The 21,068-nt window shown below is 46.5% G+C and carries 18 protein-coding genes and 1 other annotated feature; of the genes, 5 read left to right on the forward strand and 13 right to left on the reverse strand.

The features are described 5' to 3' along the window. Positions 1 to 33: 33 nt before the first annotated feature. The 6 genes from SporoP33_RS02515 to SporoP33_RS02540 form a co-directional block, all read right to left on the reverse strand. Positions 34 to 2,907, reverse strand: a complete 2,874-nt coding sequence (locus tag SporoP33_RS02515; protein WP_231293284.1) for a DNA translocase FtsK — start codon at positions 2,905 to 2,907, stop codon at positions 34 to 36. A 205-nt stretch (positions 2,908 to 3,112) separates the two neighbouring features. Then, a complete protein-coding gene (ytpR, locus tag SporoP33_RS02520) occupies positions 3,113 to 3,718 on the reverse strand; it encodes a YtpR family tRNA-binding protein (protein WP_081242287.1) in 606 nt (201 codons plus the stop codon). Further along, the gene (locus tag SporoP33_RS02525; protein ID WP_081242288.1) at positions 3,715 to 4,530 is read right to left on the reverse strand and encodes a DUF1444 domain-containing protein; all 816 of its coding nucleotides are present in this window, start codon (positions 4,528 to 4,530) and stop codon (positions 3,715 to 3,717) included. The genes ytpR and SporoP33_RS02525 overlap by 4 nt, the downstream gene beginning before the upstream one ends. 35 nt (positions 4,531 to 4,565) lie before the next feature. After that, positions 4,566 to 5,084 carry a hypothetical protein gene (locus tag SporoP33_RS02530; RefSeq protein ID WP_081242289.1) on the reverse strand — a complete coding sequence of 173 codons (519 nt, stop codon included), beginning with the start codon at positions 5,082 to 5,084 and terminating at the stop codon, positions 4,566 to 4,568. A 43-nt stretch (positions 5,085 to 5,127) separates the two neighbouring features. After that, positions 5,128 to 5,676, reverse strand: a complete 549-nt coding sequence (locus tag SporoP33_RS02535) for a DUF84 family protein (RefSeq protein ID WP_081242290.1) — start codon at positions 5,674 to 5,676, stop codon at positions 5,128 to 5,130. 27 nt (positions 5,677 to 5,703) lie between these two features. Further along, entirely contained in the window at positions 5,704 to 6,777 is a 1,074-nt protein-coding gene (locus SporoP33_RS02540) for a M42 family metallopeptidase (RefSeq protein WP_081242291.1), read from the reverse strand. A 202-nt stretch (positions 6,778 to 6,979) separates the two neighbouring features. On the opposite strand from SporoP33_RS02540, the gene SporoP33_RS02545 reads away from it, so the two are divergent. After that, the gene (locus SporoP33_RS02545; RefSeq protein WP_081242292.1) at positions 6,980 to 7,294 is read left to right on the forward strand and encodes a peptidase M4; all 315 of its coding nucleotides are present in this window, start codon (positions 6,980 to 6,982) and stop codon (positions 7,292 to 7,294) included. 1,683 nt (positions 7,295 to 8,977) lie between these two features. Here SporoP33_RS02545 and SporoP33_RS02550 read toward each other — a convergent pair. From SporoP33_RS02550 to dat, 4 genes are all read right to left on the reverse strand, one after another. Continuing rightward, entirely contained in the window at positions 8,978 to 9,823 is an 846-nt protein-coding gene (locus SporoP33_RS02550; RefSeq protein WP_081244729.1) for a YtnP family quorum-quenching lactonase, read from the reverse strand. A gap of 116 nt (positions 9,824 to 9,939) precedes the next feature. After that, positions 9,940 to 10,584, reverse strand: coding sequence for a tRNA (guanosine(46)-N7)-methyltransferase TrmB (trmB, locus tag SporoP33_RS02555; protein WP_081242293.1), 645 nt, complete (start codon positions 10,582 to 10,584; stop codon positions 9,940 to 9,942). 39 nt (positions 10,585 to 10,623) lie between these two features. Beyond that, positions 10,624 to 11,592: an NERD domain-containing protein gene (locus SporoP33_RS02560; RefSeq protein WP_081242294.1), complete on the reverse strand. Its 969-nt coding sequence runs from the start codon at positions 11,590 to 11,592 to the stop codon at positions 10,624 to 10,626. Beyond that, positions 11,576 to 12,460, reverse strand: coding sequence for a D-amino-acid transaminase (gene dat, locus SporoP33_RS02565; protein WP_081242295.1), 885 nt, complete (start codon positions 12,458 to 12,460; stop codon positions 11,576 to 11,578). The genes SporoP33_RS02560 and dat overlap by 17 nt, the downstream gene beginning before the upstream one ends. 366 nt (positions 12,461 to 12,826) lie before the next feature. On the opposite strand from dat, the gene SporoP33_RS02570 reads away from it, so the two are divergent. Next, positions 12,827 to 13,048 (forward strand): DeoR family transcriptional regulator, encoded by a 222-nt coding sequence (locus tag SporoP33_RS02570; protein WP_081242296.1) that lies wholly within the window; start codon positions 12,827 to 12,829, stop codon positions 13,046 to 13,048. A 51-nt stretch (positions 13,049 to 13,099) separates the two neighbouring features. Here the strand turns inward: SporoP33_RS02570 and SporoP33_RS02575 are convergent, their stop codons facing one another. After that, the gene (locus tag SporoP33_RS02575; protein ID WP_081242297.1) at positions 13,100 to 13,831 is read right to left on the reverse strand and encodes a pseudouridine synthase; all 732 of its coding nucleotides are present in this window, start codon (positions 13,829 to 13,831) and stop codon (positions 13,100 to 13,102) included. Between the two features lie 3 nt (positions 13,832 to 13,834). Further along, positions 13,835 to 15,451 carry a putative polysaccharide biosynthesis protein gene (locus SporoP33_RS02580; protein ID WP_081242298.1) on the reverse strand — a complete coding sequence of 539 codons (1,617 nt, stop codon included), beginning with the start codon at positions 15,449 to 15,451 and terminating at the stop codon, positions 13,835 to 13,837. Positions 15,452 to 15,602: 151 nt separating this feature from the next. Here SporoP33_RS02580 and SporoP33_RS02585 point away from each other — a divergent pair, with 151 nt between their 5' ends. Both SporoP33_RS02585 and SporoP33_RS02590 read left to right on the forward strand, forming a co-directional pair. Then, positions 15,603 to 16,859, forward strand: a complete 1,257-nt coding sequence (locus tag SporoP33_RS02585) for a BaiN/RdsA family NAD(P)/FAD-dependent oxidoreductase (RefSeq protein WP_155961391.1) — start codon at positions 15,603 to 15,605, stop codon at positions 16,857 to 16,859. 18 nt (positions 16,860 to 16,877) lie between these two features. Continuing rightward, positions 16,878 to 17,186, forward strand: coding sequence for a hypothetical protein (locus tag SporoP33_RS02590; protein ID WP_081242300.1), 309 nt, complete (start codon positions 16,878 to 16,880; stop codon positions 17,184 to 17,186). A 69-nt stretch (positions 17,187 to 17,255) separates the two neighbouring features. On the opposite strand, the gene leuS is transcribed toward SporoP33_RS02590, so the two are convergent. Beyond that, complete coding sequence (gene leuS, locus SporoP33_RS02595) at positions 17,256 to 19,670, reverse strand: leucine--tRNA ligase (protein WP_081242301.1); 2,415 nt, start codon at positions 19,668 to 19,670, stop codon at positions 17,256 to 17,258. An 80-nt stretch (positions 19,671 to 19,750) separates the two neighbouring features. Beyond that, positions 19,751 to 19,968 (reverse strand) — a binding site (T-box leader). Between the two features lie 146 nt (positions 19,969 to 20,114). On the opposite strand from leuS, the gene SporoP33_RS02600 reads away from it, so the two are divergent. Next, positions 20,115 to 21,068 (forward strand): tRNA modification radical SAM protein MnmL/YtqA, encoded by a 954-nt coding sequence (locus SporoP33_RS02600; protein WP_081242302.1) that lies wholly within the window; start codon positions 20,115 to 20,117, stop codon positions 21,066 to 21,068.

Consider the following 21,068-nt stretch of genomic DNA (forward strand, 5'->3'; position numbering starts at 1 on the left):
GAAAAAAAGTTTTACGTGCTAACCAGGTATTTTTTATTTCATAAAGCTTTCAAAAGCCTGCTCAGTTAAAAAGACATCCCTCGGTCTGCTTCCCCGCTGCTCGGAAATGAATTGGTTTGCTTCCATACGGTCAATTAGTTTTGCCGCCCGGTTATAGCCTATGCTGAAATGGCGCTGTAATGAAGAGGTTGAGGCACTCCCCTGCTCAATCACAAAACTGCAGGCCTGCTCAAATAACGGATCCGTTTCCTCTTCTTGAACAGCTGCTGCCAGCAAGTCATCCTGCCCGAATAAATAGTCCGGTTCTGCTTCGCTGCGAACATGTTCTATTATACGCTCGATTTCATCATCCGTGACAAATGTCCCCTGAAGACGCACAGGCGCTGACTGACCGTTGCCCAAATAGAGCATGTCGCCTTTACCAAGCAGACGATCCGCACCTACCGTATCCAATATCGTTCTCGAATCTACTTGAGATGAGACTGCAAATGCAATACGTGTCGGAATATTCGCTTTAATCGTACCCGTGATGACATCGACGGAAGGCCGCTGAGTGGCGATAATTAAATGAATACCGCAAGCTCTTGCTTTTTGCGTAATCCGGCTGATCGACACTTCTACATCAGCAGGCGCCATCATCATCAAATCAGCTAATTCGTCAATTACGACAAGAATATATGGCATTTTTAAAGAGAAACGTCGTGATTCCATGACCATTTCATTGTAGCGCTCAATATTACGGACACCGGAATGTGCGAACAGCTCATAGCGCCGCTCCATTTCGTTCACTGCCCATTTCAGTGCAGCAGTTGCTGCTTTCACATCGGTGATAACCGGACTCAATAAATGCGGAATGCCATTGTAAGGTGCCAATTCCACCATTTTCGGGTCAATCAATAATAGTTTTAAGTCATGATAGGAAGCTTTATAGAGCAAACTGATCAGCAATGAATTAATACACACTGATTTACCGGAGCCTGTGGCACCAGCAATCATTCCATGCGGCATCTTCCGCAGATCTATTGTTTGCGGCTCCCCTGTCAGGCTGAGGCCCAGCACAGCTTCTAAAGGGGAACGTGAACTTTTGAAAGGTTCGCTTTCAATGACTTCTGATATACGCACCGCACGCGTCTTACGGTTTGGAATTTCGATTCCAATCATTCTTGTCCCCGGGATGGGCGCTTGAATCCGGATATCCCTAGCCGCCAGTGACAGTTTTAAATCATCCGTCAGATTACGGATCTTACTCACTTTCGTTCCTTGCTCCACAGTCAGTTCAAACATAGTTACAGCAGGCCCTTGCACAGCTGCAACGACTGTTGCCTGGACGGAGAAGTGAGATAAAGTTTCAACGAGCGCAGCGGACTGCGATGCAAGCCATTCCTCGTCGATTACTTCTTCTTCGGGCGGCGCCAAATAATCCACTGTCGGAAAACCGTAAGTCGGCGGCAGTTCTTCAAGCACCTCTTCTTCCGGTTCTTCTGCGATGGCTTTGGTTTCTGCAGCGCTTGTTTCAGCTTCTGCCGGTGCAGTCGCTGTTGCAGATACAGCAGGTTCAACTGCGATAGTTTCCGGTTCTTCTATTATAGTTTGCTCTGCAGCTGCAGTTTCTGTTTCTGGGGATTTCTCTTCTTCCCGCTGTTTTTTTGCGGCATTCTCTGCTATCAGCTGTTCTACCCTTGCCGCTAACTTCTCTTTGTCAGATTTAAGCATCAAAACATTAAACGGCACTACTTTCTCTTTCTTTTTTTGTTCGGTTTCTTCATTGATGTGATCATTTTCTGTTTCTATGTCTGTTTCTGATAGCGACTCTTGTGTTTCTGATTGTAATTCTTGTGTTTGTTCTGTTTGGTCTGCTTCTGCTGTCACAGTAATTCTTTCATCTTCTTCAATCAGCGGTTCTTCTGTTTCCAGGAATTCGGATTGCGGGTGTTCTGCTGCTGATTCCGTTACTGCTTCCTGCAGCTGTTCCGTTGCTTCGATCGGAGTTGGTTCTTCAGTCGCCGCTGCCGGTTCTGCTGCAGGCTCTTCTGCCTTAGGTTCTGCTATTTCAGGCTGAATAGCTTTCGGTTTTTCAGCTGCTTCTATTTCCAGGTCTTTCTGCCGTGATGCTGCTTCTGCTTCCGCAATTTCAACAGGCTTTTGCGCAACCGGTTCGTTTGCAGCGGGAACAGAGTCACTTGCACTTTTCTGCTCTGATAGACTCTTTTCTGTTGAACTAGCAAATATCGGCTTTTTCTTCGGCTGCTGCATAGAAGTTTCATATTTCGATAGTTGGGCCACTTGCGCTTCAAGCCTATCGTGCGATTCTTTATCCTCGGCATTCTTCTTATCTATGACTGCCTGCATAGCCTCACTGATCGGCGAACTATTCTTCAGACCGTAAACAGGCGACGGCACATGCGTTGGCGTAAAAGGTCTTTTCATTTTCTTCGGCTTTTCTTGTTTTACTGTTTCTTCCTGCGGCCGCGGCGTTCTTTGCGGCTGAATTTGCTCAGGTTCCACAGTTTCAGGACGCCGTCTTGGTTGACCGGAAAACGGTAAAGGCAGCGGGTTGTCGGTTGGCGGTATAATTCTGGCAATTTCACGTTTCGTTTCTGCGCGATAGATTTTGCCGCTCCGCTCATATTTACCCGGCCAAAGTTCATTTTGGTGGAGAGGGATAATTTCATACTCTTCCGCCGCCGCGTCATTTTGTAAATACTCTTTTGTATATTCATCACGGTCGGCAGCAGGCTCCCATCCGTATATTTCATGGTCAGAAACTATTGGAAATCTAAAGTTAGATTTTTTATTCTCATCGTGGTTTTCTTCAAGATTTTCATTTGTATTTTCAATGTTTGATTGTTCAAATAGTACGTTTGACTTTTTATGGCCTTCTTCCATTTGCTGAAGGCGTCTTTTCATATTCCGTAGCCAGCTCAAATATATCACTCTTTTCATATCAATCATTTCATTTTAACAGGTTACCTATCCGGAAATCAAACAGTTCTGCGCGTTTTACGCAGATTTTGACGAATTGTAACCTTTGTAACATGAAAATAAAAAAGCTTTTGCCACAAGCTTGTCGAAGCTTGCAGCAAAAGCTGATTTCAATGGGTATCTTTACCAGTTACGCTTCAAAAGCTTCTCCTGTTTTTCTATCATCTTCGAGTACGAGAATTCCTTTGGCATCAGGAGCATCTTTGAGATCAAGTTCTTTCGCTGAACAAATCATTCCGGATGATGCCACTCCGCGAAGTTCTGCATCACGAATAATCATTCCTGAAGGCATGACAGCGCCTACTTTCGCAACGACAACTTTCTGTCCGGCCTCTACGTTCGGCGCGCCGCAGACGATTTGAAGTGTTTCTTCTCCCACGTCCACCTGACAAATGTTTAATTTATCAGCATTTGGATGTTTTTCTTTCTCTGTTACATATCCTACTACAAATTTAGGAGTGAAATCTAAGTCCAATTCCAGTTCAACACCATTTTCGCTCAGCGCTTTTTGCAGCTGCTCACCAAGTTCTTCTGTTAATTCTACCTGGCCTTTTGCATCTGCAGAGACATAGCGGGAAGCCTCAAACAAATTGAATGCCACCGTTTTCCCCGTTTTTTCATCGTTAATCAATGCCACATCATTTTTTCTTTCAGATGTAATGGAAGCCGGTTTTTCTGTTGTAAGCTGTACGAACAGAACATCGCCGACACCTTCTGGATTATAAAATATATTCATTTTTTCTTTTCCCTTCTAGCCACTCTGTTTTTTGCCATAATAAATATGGGTTCAAGCTTGCCGTCTTCGTAAATGAAAGACAGCGACGTAACAGGCACAGCACCTGTCGTGAAAAACTGCATAGCAATTTGTGCAATGACGTCATAGCCGGTATCATTACGAATATCCCCAATGATTAATACGTCCTGATGAGGAACCGACACCACCATATGTCCTTCAATTTTTTGCTCCATTTCCTTCAGAAACGGCTGATTCAATATTCTGCTTGCATCGTAGCCGTCATTATTATTGATGAAGTAAAAAATGTTATCAGATACTACATCCTGTTTATAAGCAGTCGGCAAGGATTTCACCGTAAACATGGCGACTTCCTGCACTTCTTGCTCAGTCATCTTCATATCAGCCAACATACCTTCATCAATCAGGCGGTATGTGCTTCCCAAGTCGAGTGCATAGAAAATCCTCGTTTCTGCCGTATGATCCTTCGTAAGGAACGGTTGTCCTGCAGAACTTTTAACCGGGAATGACGTGGAACGAATGACCGGATAAATCGTACTTTCACCCGCGAATCCTACTTCCTGTTCCTTCTCCATCGCATTAAACGTTTCTAAAACCGTGTAGACCACTTCATCAATCGCGCGTTCTTTTTTTTGCTCATACTTTGATAAAATCTCAGGCAGCGAAATGTCGATTCCTTTATGAAGAGTATGGTGTACAATCCGCAACTTGTCTGCTTTCCGGTCAAACTGCCACTCAAATTTCTCTTTAGGCAAGCGTTTCTTCAGTTCTTCCACCAAATCTTTTGCTTTCATTGTCGTCCCTCTCCTTCCGTGCTCAAAATCTTCGATCACTTATCGTCATGCTGGACGGAACGGGCAATCTCCATCATCTTCTTCAAATAGGCGCTGGTGTTTTCTTCATTCGTCACTGTTTCCACTTTTGCACCGCCCACGCTGGCAATCAATTCCACTAACTTTTCACCTTTTTGAACGACAGCCACAAAACCGAATGCTTCATCTTTAGAGAATGTCTTTGCACCAATCAGGTGATCCGGTTCGTCAGTCAGCAGCACGTCATAGTAAACGTGGCTGTTTTTCTTCTCGTTCGGATTGACTGTTACGTAAAAGGAGTCATTTCTTTTTGTTAAGACTATTTTCTGTGAAGTTGATTCTTTATCCATCCGCATCGTCGGCGGTTTATAGAATTCAATATCGCCTACCGTCTGATTCGTTTTTTCGGCATTCAATTCAAATACCTTTTTCGCTGAAACAAACGCATCATCGGTTCGAACTTCCACTTTCTGACTACATCCGGCCAGTACGACAGCCAGCAGCAGCAGTAAGAAAACCTTTCCACTTCGCAACATCCAGGTTCCCCCCTTCTCTACTTCGTTCAATTTTCTATCAGTCCTATTCTAATCGCATACTGCCGCTATTGCAATCAGCAGCCGTGGAGCGGAGGCGATATAAGAGCTGACCGATCAATAGCCGCATAATGTGTTCAAATAACGCATCTCTTGGCACAAGCTGTGCTGTCAGCATGCCCATAGCCCCTTCAGACATGCGAATTTGTTTCTTATTAAAATAGCGGTCAACGGCATCTCCCAATTCCTTGCCGTTTCGTATTTCATCCGCCAGTTCTTCCGGCAGCGGAATTTGAGCGCCTGCCGCTGTATATACTTCGCCTTCAGGTGTGGCAAGCGCACCCCAGTTGCACAAATACATGACACCTTCCAGCATGTGGACGCCGCCTTCCAAGCCGATGCCGTACGTTCCCTGTGCCGCTGCCATTGCACGGTTGATCGCGCCCCGCCTTGTTTCCGCATCGCTCATCGGCTGGTCACTGACGCCCGAAGGAACGGAAGCTGATGAAATTGTACTATTTTCCATGCAGTGTTCAATAACCCGCACGGCAGCACGCTTCTTCGCCTGATTTTTTGAGCCGAGAACAAATTTCATTCAGCATACCTCCTCACTTGGAACTTGTCAGCAGTTCTGTTTAATGGTTTCTACGGTTGTTTTATCGCATGCTTTTACTAATTGTGTAATTAATTCCTTCGCTGCTGCATAATCATCTGTGTGGATGATCGAAGCCGCAGTATGGATGTAGCGTGAACAAATACCGATGACGGCACTTGGCACGCCGTTATTCGCAATATGCACTTGCCCTGCATCCGTACCGCCCTGGGAAACAAAGTATTGATAGGGAATGTTATGCGTTTCCGCCGTATCCAGAATAAATTCACGCATTCCGCGGTGAGTCACCATGGAACGGTCCATAATTCGCAATAATGTTCCTTGACCTAACTGACCGAATTCTTGCTTATTGCCGCTTGCGTCATTAGCTGGACTGGCGTCAAGTGCGAAGAATAAATCCGGATCAATCATGCGCGCCGCTGTCTGTGCACCGCGCAAACCGACTTCTTCCATAACAGTGGCACCTGAATATAATGTATTCGGCAATGTTTCATTCTTCACTTCTTTAAGGAGTTCGACGGCAAGGCCGCAGCCATATCGATTATCCCATGCTTTGGCCATAATCTTTTTCGGATTTGCCATCGGCGTGAACGGACATATCGGAAGAATCTGCTGTCCCGGACGAATTCCAAAACTTTCTGCATCTGCTTTATCGTCTGCACCCACATCAATGAGCATATTTTTAATGTCCATCGGCTTGCTGCGTTCGGCTTCGCTCAGCAAGTGCGGCGGAATCGATCCGATGACACCTGGAATATCTGCATCTTCTGTGATAATCTGCACCCGCTGTGCAAGCAAGACTTGGTTCCACCAGCCGCCTAAAGGCTGAAAACGAAGCATCCCGTTATCCGTAATGCCTGTTACCATGAAGCCGACTTCATCCATATGGCCGGCAACCATGATCGTAGGCTGGTCTTCTTTACCCCGGCGAACGCCAAAGACGCCGCCCAGACCGTCCTGAACAATTTCATCCGCATTTTGTGCCAGCTGTTCACGCATAAAAGCCCGGACGCGGTACTCATTACCCGGTGCGCCCGGAAGTTCAGTCAATGTACGAAATAAATCCAATGTCTCTTTTTTCATCTGAATCCCTCACTTCTTATACTGTCTATTCGTATTATATCCACATCCCAAACAGATGAAAACTAATTAGGTCAGGAATCTGCTTTACCCTAAGTGCCATACTGAATAAATGGGGCATTCGAGAAAGGCTTTTGAATCGCCATGCTCTTTTAAACTATGTTACACTATAAGAAACGATTTGCGAAGGAGGCTGCAATTAGCCATGAGAGTAAAAGAATTTTTAGCCGGAATATTAACTGGAGTTGCTGCAGGCGTAGTAGTGAATGAGGCATTTAACCGTTATAATGAAGAAGTACCTGCTGACAACGTACTGAAAAAAGTAAAAGACGCATTCAAAGAAGAAGGTCCCATCGATGGTTCTTGGATTGTTATGAAGCCTGAACCTTACACAAATCACGTGATTACAATGGACGTTTACCGCGGTGGCGTTTCACGAATGAAAGACGGCAAGCTCGAGCAATACGAGTTCGCAGCTGACGCGAAAACCGGCACTGTCGTAGAATTAGTTCGTCAGTAATCCTATACAAACCCAATAAAAATGGGCTGTCGCAAGAAGTGAACCAACTTCTTGCGACAGCCTTTTTTTGTGCAGCTCTTCTGCAGGATAACTGGTTTATGCAGGGTGACGTCATGGTAATAAGGGAAGCGACACGGCATTGAACTCACTGCGGCGCTTGCGGATGGCTACGCAATGAGCCGGACAGGAAGATCGCCTGGCTGTCTCATCACTTCGCCCACCGCTTGGAAGGCGCCTTCGTTCAGTAAGCGGAAATCACTTTGGCTACTGATTTTTGAAAAGTGACGGGCAAGTGCTGTGCAGACGGATTTTGCTCTTTAGCATCACGACTGCATTACATAGTCTGACGCCTTTGTGAAAAGAGACGCGAAACGGCTTTGAACCCACTGCGGCGCTTGCGGATGGCTACGCGATGAGCCAGACAGGAAGAGCACCTGGCTGTCTCATCACTTCGCCTACCGCTTGTAAGGCGCCTCCGTTTAGTTAGGGAAAAGCGAAAAATGACACTTCTCTTGCCAAAGCACACGCCAATCGACAACCAGTCACTGCACTTCTTCTCTTTTAAAAGAGTACTGGGATTGCTCCCACTCTGCAGCGCAGGCACAACTGCGGGGTCGGCCGAAGTCATGAGACAACTGGCACGGACTTCGCCAGCTGGCTCATGACGTAAGGCAATCCCCCACGTGCCGGCGCGGGTCCAAAGAGCTGGCACTTGCTAACTCTAATCCCCAACACCTAGTCGAGCAACGCCGCAAAACCAGAGCCAGAACGGCATTAAACTCACTGCGGTGCTTGCGGATGGCTACGCAATGAGCCAGACAGGAAGATCGCCTGGCTGTCTCATCACTTCGCCGACCGCTTGGAAGGCGCCTCCGTTCAGTTAGGGGAAAGCAAAAAATGACACGTCTTTTGCTAAGGCATACCCCAGTCGGCAACGTGTCACTGAACTTCTTCTCCTATAAACCACAACCTGGATTGCCTCCACTAAGCAGCGCAGGCACAACTGCGAGGTCGGCCGAAGTCATGAGACAACTGGCACGCACTTCGCCAGCTGGCTCATGACGAAAGGCAATCCCCCACGTGCCGGCGCGGGTCCTAAAAGCTGACCCTCTCCCACTTCAAACTCCAACAACCAGTCGAGCAACGTCCCATCACCAATGCCAGAACGGCATTGAACTCACTGCGGTGCTTGCGGATGGCTACGCAATGAGCCAGACAGGAAGATCGCCTGGCTGTCTCATCACTTCGCCGACCGCTTGGAAGGCGCCTCCGTTCAGTTAGGGGATAGCAAAAAATGACACGTCTTTTGCTAAGGCATACCCCAGTCGGCAACGTGTCACTGAACTTCTTCTCCTATAAAACACAACCCGGATTGCTTCCACTCAGCAGCGCAGGCACAACTGCGGGGTCGGCCGAAGTCATGAGACAACTGGCGCGCCCTTCGCCAGCTGGCTCATGACGAAAGGCAATCCCCCACGTGCCGGCGCGGGTCCTAAAAGCTGACCCTCTCCCACTTCAAACTCCAACAACCAGTCGAGCCACGTCCCATCACCAAAGCCTGAACGGCATTGTACTCACTGCGGCACAGTTCCTAACAATGGTCACTCACTAACTCTAATCCCCAACACCAGCCGCCCCGAAAGCGCATTCATTTAGTCAGCGGATAAAGCGCTGTACCTTCCCTTACCGAGTACGCGGCAGGCTGTCCACAATTGACTTCCCGTCTTCGCTGAACTTCGCCATACGATACACCGCGTCATGATAGAAAATAAACCCATAATTATTTGGAAGCGCTTCCTTCATCAAGCGCTCTTTTGCGTAAATAGAATCCATTGGATAGTCATCGTACGCAAGCACCCATAGCGGATTTGAATGCGCATGCGTCGGCATGATGTCCGCCATATGAATCAGCGTCTCGCCGCCTTGCTCCAGCTTAATCACACTGTGGCCGTCACTATGGCCGCCGGTATGAAGCATCGTAATACCCGGAACTACTTCAAACTCCCCTTCAAACGTTTCCACCTGATCCTGAATCGGCTCCCAGTTTTCCGGCCAATACGTATTGCGTGAACGGATATTCGGCTCCCGCATCTCATCCCACTCTACTTTAGATGTATAGATGACTGCATTCTTAAATACCGAAATGAGCTGATCGCCTTCCCACTGCGTCAAACCTGCTGCATGGTCATTGTGCAAGTGAGTCATTAACACTGCATCGATATCCGCCGGCGTTAAACCAAGCTCCGCCAGACTTTCCTCCACACGCGTCTCTGCTCTGACACCAAGATTGCGCTTTTTCTTCTCGTCCAGCTTTCCTTTTCCGATACCTGAATCAATTAAATAATTCTTATTTTGATATTGAATCAGTATAGGGTCTGTCCGCAGTTCAATTAAATTGTTCTCATCTGCTTCATAGCGTCTTGACCACAATGCTTTTGGCACGACGCCGAACATGGCACCGCCGTCCAGATAGTTTACGCCGCCGTCCAGCCACGTGAGTTTCATGTCATGAAAAGTTAATTGATCCAAATTAATTCCTCCCTGCAATCCTAAATATTTGCCGTAACTGACGTTATACTTTTCCACTGATCCATACAGTCCCAGCGGAAAAGAACAACGTCCGGCATCTGTCTTTCTGCTCACAGTCAGCTTTGATATTGTGCTTCCAAACGGTAAATCGGCTGGCCTTTACTCGAAAATTTCTCCTCATACTCTGTCAGTATATTATCTTCTGGCATATTCGCATGTAAATCTAAGGAGACGGAAAGTAATTTCATGCCGTAATCGGTCATGGAGACAAGTGAATATTCAAAGAGCGAACGATTATCTGTCTTGAAATGAATTTCTCCGTGTTCTTTTAAAACCTTTTCATATTTCGCCAAGAAATTTGCATGCGTAAGACGGCGCTTTTCATGGCGTGTTTTTGGCCATGGGTCGGAAAAGTTTAAATACACCCGGTCAATCTCTGACTCTGTAAAAATCGAGTCCAGTTCTTCTCCATTCATCCGCAGCAGCCGAAGATTGGATGGTTTTTCCGCCTCGATTGCTTTCTCTAGCGCGGATACGATGACATTATCAAAATGTTCAATTCCAATATAATTAATAGAAGGGTTTGCTAATGCCATCCCAATGATAAACTGTCCTTTGCCCGTACCGACTTCAATATGTATCGGTGCATCGTTATCGAACTCTTCCGACCAGTGATGCTTCTTGCTTTCCGGATCTAAAATCAGCACGTCCGGGTGTTCTGCCATGAAATCCTTTGCCCATGGCTTATTTCGTAAACGCATAATCAGTACACTCTCTCTTTTTCAGTAATATCTAATCTGTTATTCTTCTGCTGTTTCTTCTGCTTCAAACAGGCGGCTCATTGCCGTCGTTTGCGCATGATCTAAAATTGCCTGTGCCGCTTTAAATTGCGTATGCTTCATAGGACTTGGATTGCTGCTTAATTTCTCGAGCCATTGCTCATAGTTTTTGCGGTCAATTGTCGTGATTTCAAACGGCGTACCCGGATAATCAATATAGCCATTACGTGAAATGATAAGCTTCTTGATGGGCAGTTCGACTTTTGACGCTTTAAAAAATGAAGACAGGACTTTTTCCATCCGGCTGAGCGCAATTGTTGGATTGAGCACTTTCACTTCTTCTTCTCCGAACTTCTTCAGCCAAAATCTTTCCCCGCTGCCAATGTAAGCCGCCATGCGATCATCTTCGAGCACGGTAATGCAGTAGCATGCAGTCGGTGCCAGCAGGATAATATCCAGTTCAACAGGCGCTTTATTCACTTTGACAATCGGGTAGTAAAACAACAGAAAACTATCCGGCAAACGCAGTGTCAATTGCTTCAATAATAAATCCGAATAATATTTTGGATCTACACGGGACCGGTCATACAATGTAGAACTGGCCCACTTCAATTGAAATTGAAACAATTGATCGCGATATTCTTTTTTCAGCTGCTCTTTACTTGAAGGACGTCCTGGAATGGATGCCTGAAATTCCAGATCATGTTCCTCAAGGTCTGTTTCAGCGACTGTTTCGGCCGATTGTTCTGCAAGATCCCCTTCTTTGCGTCTGCGCCATTTTCCGAATAGTGAGGAATACCATTTTTCATTCCCTTTTACATCTTCAGATACAGTGACTGCCTGCTCTGCATACAGATCCAGCCCATATTCCCACTGATTTTTAATCCGTTTCCATTGATAGCGTTTTAAGCGGATAAACTGCGTCGGATAACGGGTTAAATCATTCTCGTAGCGGGAAATATAATCCGCCAGTTTAACTAGCTGGGCCATTTGACTCTCTTTCCTCAGCATGACCTGCCGCCGTTAACTGAGGAATTTGCCGGTTGAACGCGGACTGCAGCTTTCTCGTCAGCGGACCAGGAACTCCTTGGCCAATCGGTTGCTGATCCATCATGACAACGGGCGTTATTTCCGCATTAGTCGAAGTGAAGAAGAATTCATCCATATCAAGCGCTTCTGCCAGCGTAAATTCTTTCTCCAAAACAGGTATTTCCAGCTCGTTTGCTAACTGCAGCACGACTCGGCGTGTTATGCCATTTAGAATGAAATGATTGGCGGGATGAGTGTGAAGCACACCGTCTTTAATGCCGAACACATTGGATGACGCGCCTTCTGTCACTAGCCCGTCGCGCACGAACAGCGCTTCCTGGCAGCCGGCTTCAATTGCATCCTGTTTAGCCAGCACATTTCCGAGCAGATTTAAACTTTTGATATCACAGCGAAGCCAGCGCATATCTTCTACTGATTTCATCGCCGCACCCATTTCAAGATTTTGCAGCGGGCGCTGACTCTCTACAGCATAGCCCATCACTACAGGCACACTGTTTTCAGGAAATTGATGCGCGCGCGGTGCGACTCCCCGTGTCACCTGCAAATAAATATGGCCGAGTGTCAGTTGATTTTCTGACTGAAGCGATTCAACGATTTCTGTCAGCTCTTCCATTGTATAAGGAAGGTTTATGCGAATCTTTTCAGCACTTTCCACTAATCGCTCCAAGTGTTCCTTTGCTGTATACAATTTACCGTCATAGACTTTGATTACTTCATAGACTCCATCGCCAAATGCATAGCCGCGATCATCCGCTGATACTTGTATTTGATCCTCATTCAGAAATTCCCCGTCTTTAAAATAGATCATACAACCGCCACCCCTTCTGTTATGAAACTCAGGCTGTCATGCCGCCGGTTTCTTCTGTTCCTATTTTTACATGTTTGATGAATAAAATCAATTACACCTTATGAGACTGGCAGACAGATTTATCAATATACTAAACATGCAGCAATCTATTAACTGTCTATTCTAACTAAATGGAATAGATAAGCGAAAATATGTGCGATTTACGCGAAAATACGTTATACTGTTGTTGTCAGGATCAATTTCTAACTATTCTGGCATAACTTTTTATAAGGAGCGAATCAGGAAAGGTAGTCTCAAAGAATACACCAGCAGTCTTCTTTTGAAGTGTTGGAGTGAAAATATGAAGATGAAGGAGTGGTTTCTTAGATGAACCCAGCTACCGATCGCATGTTAATTCGTATCAAAGATGTCTATCTGTTCATTCGGGATAACGGAAAAGTAACGACAGAGGACGTGGCGGAGGAATTTAACATTTCCCCTCGAACTGCCCAGCGTGACTTACACGTTCTCGAGTACAATGAATTGATTAAAAACTCAGTCCGCGGCGAATGGACGACGACTTCCAAGAAAGTGAAATTACCTTCCTGATTCAGCATCCTATATACAAGTTTAACAAGCAAAAAGGCTGACGCTTTTGCATCAGCCTTTTTGCTTGGAATAATCCGCTTCTATCAGCTTCTGTACTTCCTCTTCCGTCAGCTCCCGATAGTCCCCGAGCTCCAGGTCCGCATCCAGCGTCAGCGGGCCCATCGTCAGCCGTTTTAAATACACTACTTTTTTGCCTACTGCTTCAAACATCCGCTTTACTTGATGAAACTTCCCTTCCGTTATCGTCAGTTCAATTTCCGACAACTCATCCGAACGCAAGATGTTCAGCATTCCAGGTTTCGTCTCGTACGCATCGTCCAGCACCACGCCGTGTGCAAAAGCTTCTGCGTCTTCATTTGTCACACGGCCGGCCACCTTTGCATAATACGTCTTTGGCACTTCTTTTTTAGGCGACAATAAATTATGCGCGAGCTTGCCGTCATTTGTCAGCAGTAATAACCCTTCCGTATCTTTATCCAGTCTGCCTACCGGAAACGGTTCAAAATGCCGCTCTTCGCTTCCGAGCAAATCGATGACCGTTTGATCCCGGTTATCTTCTGTTGCAGACAGCACGCCGGGCGGCTTATGCATCATCAGATAAATAAACTCCCGATAGATCACTTCTTCACCCAATAATGAAATCGCATCTTGTTCAGGATCCACATGCTGGGCAGGATCTTTTATCACTGCCCCATTCACCCGGATCATTCCTTTTTTCAGCAGCTGCCGCACTTCTTTACGTGAACCATATCCAGTATTTGATAATAATTTATCCAGTCTCATTCATTACCCTCCAAACCCGAAGCGCTGCATAATACGTGTCAGCCGGTCTCCGAATAATTGTTGTGCAAGTCCAGATTTGAAAGCCAGGAATCCATAGATCACCATGCCGACGACTGAGCCGATCATAACATACAGCAAAGCTTGCCAGCGTCCTATCGGGATATGCACCATATTCAGCCCTTTATTTGTCAGCCAAACTCCCAGGAACATGACCGCGTTAAAAACCAGGATCAGGAACAGGCGTCTGATGACCATTTCGGATTTGTAATTCAACGCTTTCTTGATGACATATAAGTTAATGCCTACAGCTACTGAATAGCCAATTGCAGTGGCTGCAATCGCACCATTCACCTCAAACAGCTTAATCAGCGGAATATTGATGAGCATTTTCACCAGCAGCCCAAGCAATGAAGTGAATACGATCCATTTGTGATGATCAATTCCCTGCAAAATTGCCGCCGTTACCGTGAACATCGCAAACAGAATCGCAACCGGTGCATAGGAAGCCAAGACACTTGCCCCCGCCACATCATACTCATACAAAAACTGATACACTTCACTGTTGAGCACAATCAAACCAATCACCATCGGAATGGTCAGAAACAACATAATCTGATACGTCTGATCAAGTGAACGCGTGACGCCTTTTTGATTTTTCATCGTATAATCTTTCGTAATGATCGAAATGAGCGCCATCGAAAAACCCGTTGCGACCATTACAGGAATCATAACAATTTTATGTGTTAAAAAATTAAGCTTCGTTAAATATAAGTCAGACACACTGGCGAGCCCAATAGATTTCATCGCACCGTTGAACGTAACCATATCGACGAATTGATAGATTGGATTAATCGTTCCCACCAGCACAAACGGCAATACATAAGCGAATACTTCTGTATAGATTTGCTTCAGCGATACAGAGCTTGCAGGCGGGCTGTTCGACAATAAATAATCAAATTCCTCCTGATACTTCTTCCAGTAATGATACAGGCTCCATAACCCAGCAAGCGCGCCGATAAATGCGGCAAACACGGCAAACTGCACAGCGATTCTCGGCGACAGATCGAGCACATTGACGACTACAAATGCCCCAGCGAGCACGACGATGATGCGCACAATCTGCTCGATTAATTGAGACACCGATGTCGGTTCAAACTTCTGATAGCCTTGCAGAAACCCCCGTCCGATACTGAGCAGCGGCACGGCAAGCAACGCAAAGCTGACCCAGCGAATGACTGTCGCAATATCCTGTACAGTAAATATCTGTTCTTCATCTTTAATGACAAGCTCCGCAATAGGATTCGCAAGGAAAAACAACGCCAGAAATGACAGCAGGCCTGTTGCAGACATGATCACCATACCCGATTTCATCAGTTTCCGTCCGGTCGCATAATCACCGAGCGCATTGTACTTTGAAACAAATTTGGAAATAGCTAGCGGTGCTCCTGATACTGCGACCGCAAGCGCTAAATTATAAGGTATGTATGCATATTGATAGAGTCCGACACTTTTTTCACCGACAATTGCATAAAACGGTATTACATAAAGCAGACCAAGTGCCTTCGATAAAAATAAGCCAATCGTTAAAATGGCTGTGCCTTTCAGTAAATTCGATGCCATAATTGATTCCTTCCATTCCTAAAGAGATACTTGTATAGTTTACCCCTCGGCACGCTTTTGCACAATCTTTAACTGAATTCTAAATCAAAAAGCAACCCGGCGTATATGGTGTATAATGATAGACAAAATGAGAAGAAAGCGTGGTTCTACAATGTATGATGTAATCGTAATCGGCGGCGGACCTTCAGGCTTAATGGCCTCCATTGCGGCAGCCGAACAAAAAAAGCGTGTCTTGCTGCTGGAAAAAGGCCGAAAGCTCGGCAATAAATTAGCTATCTCTGGCGGCGGCCGGTGTAACGTCACAAATCGGCTGTCCCAAGAAGAAATCATTAAACATATTCCAGGCAACGGAAAATTCCTGTTCGGTCCGTTCTCTGTTTTCAACAATCAGGATATCATCCAGTACTTCGAAGGACTCGGCGTCCCATTAAAAGAGGAAGATCACGGCCGAATGTTTCCTGTTTCCAATAAATCCAAAGACGTTGTCAATGCCCTCTTGAATCAACTGGATGAACTCGGTGTGGAAATCCGTTTGGAAAGCCGTGTACAAAAACTGCTGATGGACGATGAAAAAATTCTGGGTGTCCGGCTGGATGACGGTGAAGAACTGCGTGCACATGCAGTAGTCGTGGCGGTCGGCGGCAAGGCAGTTCCCCAAACGGGCAGCACAGGCGACGGCTACCCGTGGGCGGAACGTGCAGGACATACCGTCACACCGCTGTATCCGACGGAAGTTCCTTTGCTGTCAAAAGAACCTTTCATTGCTTCGAAGGAACTGCAGGGTCTCGCACTGCGCGATGTGAAAGTATCCGTTTTGAACAAGAAAGGGAAAACACTCGTCACACATCAGATGGATATGCTGTTTACCCACTTTGGTGTAAGCGGCCCTGCGATATTGCGGTGCAGCCAATTCGTCGTCAAAGAACAGATGAAAAACGGCAGACAGCCCGTCTTACTGCAAATTGATTCCATGCCTGATCAGCATGAAGAGCAAGTCACGCAAATGATCACTAAGATTTTAAAAGAGGAGTCCAAAAAACAAGTAAAGACGTCATTGAAAGGACTCGTTCCGGAACGGTGGCTGCTGTTTCTGCTAAAGCAAGCCGGAATCGATGAAACGGCAATCGGAGCAGACATCAGGCGAGATTCCATTCGGACGCTCGCAAGCCTGTTTAAAACTTTTCCTGTCTATATTACCGGGACGCAGCCAATCGAGAAAGCATTCGTCACAGGCGGCGGTGTGTCTGTGAAAGAAGTCGAACCGAAAACAATGGCTTCACGGAAGAAGTCCGGACTGTTTTTCTGCGGCGAGATTTTGGATATCCACGGCTACACGGGCGGCTATAATATTACTGCCGCACTTGTCACGGGACGTCTTGCAGGAATGAATGCAGGGTTGATGAATTGAGTTATTAGGTATGAGCGCTTGACGGGACGGTATGAGCGCTTGGCCATCAGGTATGAGCGCTCGACAGGCTGGTATGATCACCTGGCCATCGGGTATGAGCGCTTGACAGGCTGGTATGATCACTTGGCCGTCGGCTATGAGCGCTTGACGGGACGGTATGATCACTTGGCCATCGGGTATGAGCGCTTGACAGGCTGGTATGATCACTTGGCCGTCGGCTATGAGCGCTTGACGGGACGGTATGATCACCTGGCCAACAGGTATGAGCGCTTGACCAACAAGTATGATCACTTGCAGGAATTATTGAGCGCCTACCCTCTCGAATGATGTTCCTGCGCTTCACACACAAAAAAGCCGGCCGAAGGATTTTGTCTTCGACCGGCATTCGTTATGTTATTAACCAGCTACAATATTTACCAGGCGTCCAGGAATCGCTATGATTTTCTTCAATTCCTTGCCTTCCATCCACTGTTTCACATCTTCATTTTCCAGAGCCGCCTGTTCCAGCTCTTCTTTCGCAGAATCTTTTGGTACAGTAATTTTTGCACGGATTTTTCCGTTGATTTGCACTGCAACTTCTACCGTATCATCCGACAGCTTCGATTCATCAAATGTCGGCCACTGTGCATACGCGATCGATTCTGTATGTCCGAGTTTGGACCACAGTTCTTCTGCCAAGTGCGGCGTGACCGGTGAAATTAATAAAATGAATCCTTCGATATACGCTTTCGGCAATTTCTCTGCTTTATAGCATTCATTGATGAATACCATCAGTTGAGAGATGGCGGTATTATTGCGCATGCTCTCGAAATCTTCCGTAACTTTTTTAACAGTCTGGTTATACACTTTCTCAAGCGGTCCGCCAGTTTCATCAGTCAATTTGCCGGTCAGTGTGTCATCCTCATTGACGAGCAAACGCCAAATGCGGTCAAGGAAACGGCGTGACCCGTCCAGCCCGTTCGTTGACCATTCTTTCGATGCATCAAGCGGACCCATGAACATTTCATAAATACGCAATGTATCTGCACCGTGTGAATGAACGATATCATCCGGGTTGATGACATTTCCGAGTGATTTGGACATTTTCACATGACCTTCACCTAAGATCATTCCCTGATTGAAGAGCTTCTGGAACGGCTCTTTCGTTTGAACGACACCAATGTCATACAATACTTTGTGCCAGAAACGCGCATACAATAAGTGAAGTACCGCATGCTCTGCACCGCCTACGTAAATATCTACCGGCAGCCAGCGCTCGGCCAATTTCGGGTCAATGATCATTTCATCATTTTTCGGGTCGATATAACGCAGATAATACCAGCAGCTTCCCGCCCATTGCGGCATCGTATTCGTTTCACGGCGTCCTTTCATTCCCGTTTCAGGATCGACAACATTCACCCACTCTGTAATATTCGCAAGCGGTGATTCACCCGTGCCGCTCGGCTTAATATTATCCGTTACCGGCAGCATCAACGGCAATTCAGATTCGTCGACAGTTGTCATTGTGCCGTCTTCCCAGTGAATTACAGGAATCGGCTCGCCCCAGTATCTCTGACGGGAGAATAACCAGTCACGCAAACGATACGTGATTTTGCGTTCGCCTGTGCCTTTTTCTTCAAACCATTCGATCGCTTTTGTGATCGCTTCTTCTTTGCCTAATCCATTCAGGAAGTCCGAATTCACATGCTCCCCTTCCCCTGCATAGGCTTCCTCTTCAATATTCCCGCCTGCTACGACTTCGATAATCGGCAGATCAAATGTTTTTGCAAATTCATAGTCCCGTTCATCATGTGCCGGAACCGCCATGATGGCACCTGTTCCATATGTTGCCAAAACATAATCCGCAATCCAGATCGGCATTTTCTCTCCGCTTGCCGGGTTAATGGCATATGCACCAGTGAATACACCTGTTTTTTCTTTCGCTAAATCTGTACGCTCAAGATCACTCTTTGATTTCACTGAGCTAATATAATTTTCAACCGCTTCACGCTGAGCATCCGTTGTAATTTCGCTAACCAATTTATGTTCAGGTGCCAATACCGCATACGTTGCACCGAAAATCGTGTCAGGACGTGTAGTGAATGCTTCGAATGAATGATCCGTATCCGCGATGTCAAATGTCAGTTGCGCACCTTCTGAACGGCCAATCCAATTTCGCTGCATATCTTTTAGGCTTTCTGGCCAGTCAAGGTCATCCAAGTCTTCCAGCAGACGGTCTGCATATTCCGTAATACGCAGCACCCACTGGCGCATCGGACGGCGTTCTACCGGGTGATTTCCGCGCTCGGACAATCCGTCGATTACTTCTTCATTCGCAAGCACTGTTCCGAGTGCCGGACACCAGTTAACAGGCACTTCATCAATATACGCAAGACCGCGCTTATACAATTGAATGAAAATCCACTGTGTCCACTTATAATAACTAGGGTCCGTCGTGTTGATTTCCCGGTCCCAGTCGTAAGAAAATCCAAGGTCCTGCATTTGCCGCTTGAACGTTGCGATGTTTTTCGCTGTGAATTCAGCCGGGTCATTCCCTGTATCGATCGCATACTGTTCCGCAGGCAATCCAAATGCATCCCATCCCATCGGGTGCAGCACGTTGTATCCTTGCTTGCGTTTGAACGCACTTAAAATATCTGTCGCGATATAGCCGAGCGGATGTCCTACGTGCAGACCTGCGCCGGAAGGATACGGGAACATATCCAATGCATAAAACTTCGGCTTCGATGGATCATCAACCATTTTGTACGTGCCATGATCCTGCCAATATTGTTGCCATTTCTTTTCAATTTGCGTGTGCTTATAACTCATTTGAAAAACTCCTCCATTGTCATGCGAATTCAGCTTCTTGTATTGGCGCATACAGATAAAAAAAGACTCCCGTCCCTGTGAAAAGGGACGAGAGTCTGTATAGTTTCCCGCGGTACCACCCAAATTGACGGACTGCGCCGTCCAACTTGATTCCTTAACGCGGAGTACGGTATCAGCTACAAGTATTCACCAATACAGGCTCAAAGGCGAGTTCGTTCGACGCTATTACAGACTTGCACTGACCGTCTGCTCTCTAAAATGTAGCGGTAGAAGTACTATTCCTCATCAAAGCCTTCATTATTTTCTTCAGTTTACCCGAAACAACGACTGATTACAAGCCTCCTCTGTTGCTTTTTGTCGCAAAGCAAACAATTCGTGCGATTTGTGGTGTGATATCGCTGTATATTCCATGGTACAATGTCTTTTGTAAAGGAGCTGTACATAATGAATGAAATCAATTTTCCGTTTCCGAGCGAAGGGAAACGATACCATACATGGTCAAGACATCTAAAGGATACATTCGGCTGTAAAATCGCGAAAGTGGCATTAGACGCTGGCTTTGACTGCCCGAACCGTGACGGCACAGTTGCGCATGGCGGCTGCACGTTTTGCAGCGTGGCGGGTTCAGGCGATTTTGCCGGAGACCGCGTCGATACGATAGATGTCCAATTCGCTGAAATCAAAGAACGGTCCCAGCGCAAATGGAAAGACGCGAAATACATGGCATATTTCCAGGCATATACGAATACGCATGCCCCCCTCCCTGTTCTGAAAGAAAAGTTTGAAGCTGCATTGGCACAGGAAGGCGTAGTCGCGCTGTCAATTGCCACGCGTCCTGACTGCCTGCCGGATGACGTTGTGGAATATTTGGCTGAGCTGAACGAACGCACCTATCTTTGGGTGGAACTCGGCCTGCAGACCGTCCATGAGTCTACAGCCAAACTCGTTAACCGGGCACATGATTTCGAATGTTATAAAGAAGGCGTCGACAAGCTGCGCAAACATAATATTAATATTTGCAGCCATATCATCAACGGACTGCCCGGTGAGACAGAAGAAATGATGATGGAAACTGCCCGAGCGGTAGCGAAGCTCGATGTACAGGGCATCAAAATACATTTGCTTCACTTATTAAAAGGCACGCCTATGGTAAAGCAATATGAAAAAGGCAAGCTCAAATTCCTGACGAAGGAAGCTTATATTAATCTGGTGGTGGATCAGCTTGAAATTATCCCGCCTGAAATGATTGTGCACCGTATTACAGGCGACGGTCCGATTGACTTATTGATTGGACCGATGTGGAGCGTCACCAAGTGGGAAGTTCTGAACGGCATTGACCGGGAACTCGAGCGGCGCAATAGCTGGCAAGGAAAAAAACATCTGCAAGAGGTGAAATAA

This window comes from Sporosarcina sp. P33, from assembly GCF_002077155.1.
GTDB lineage: Bacteria > Bacillota > Bacilli > Bacillales_A > Planococcaceae > Sporosarcina.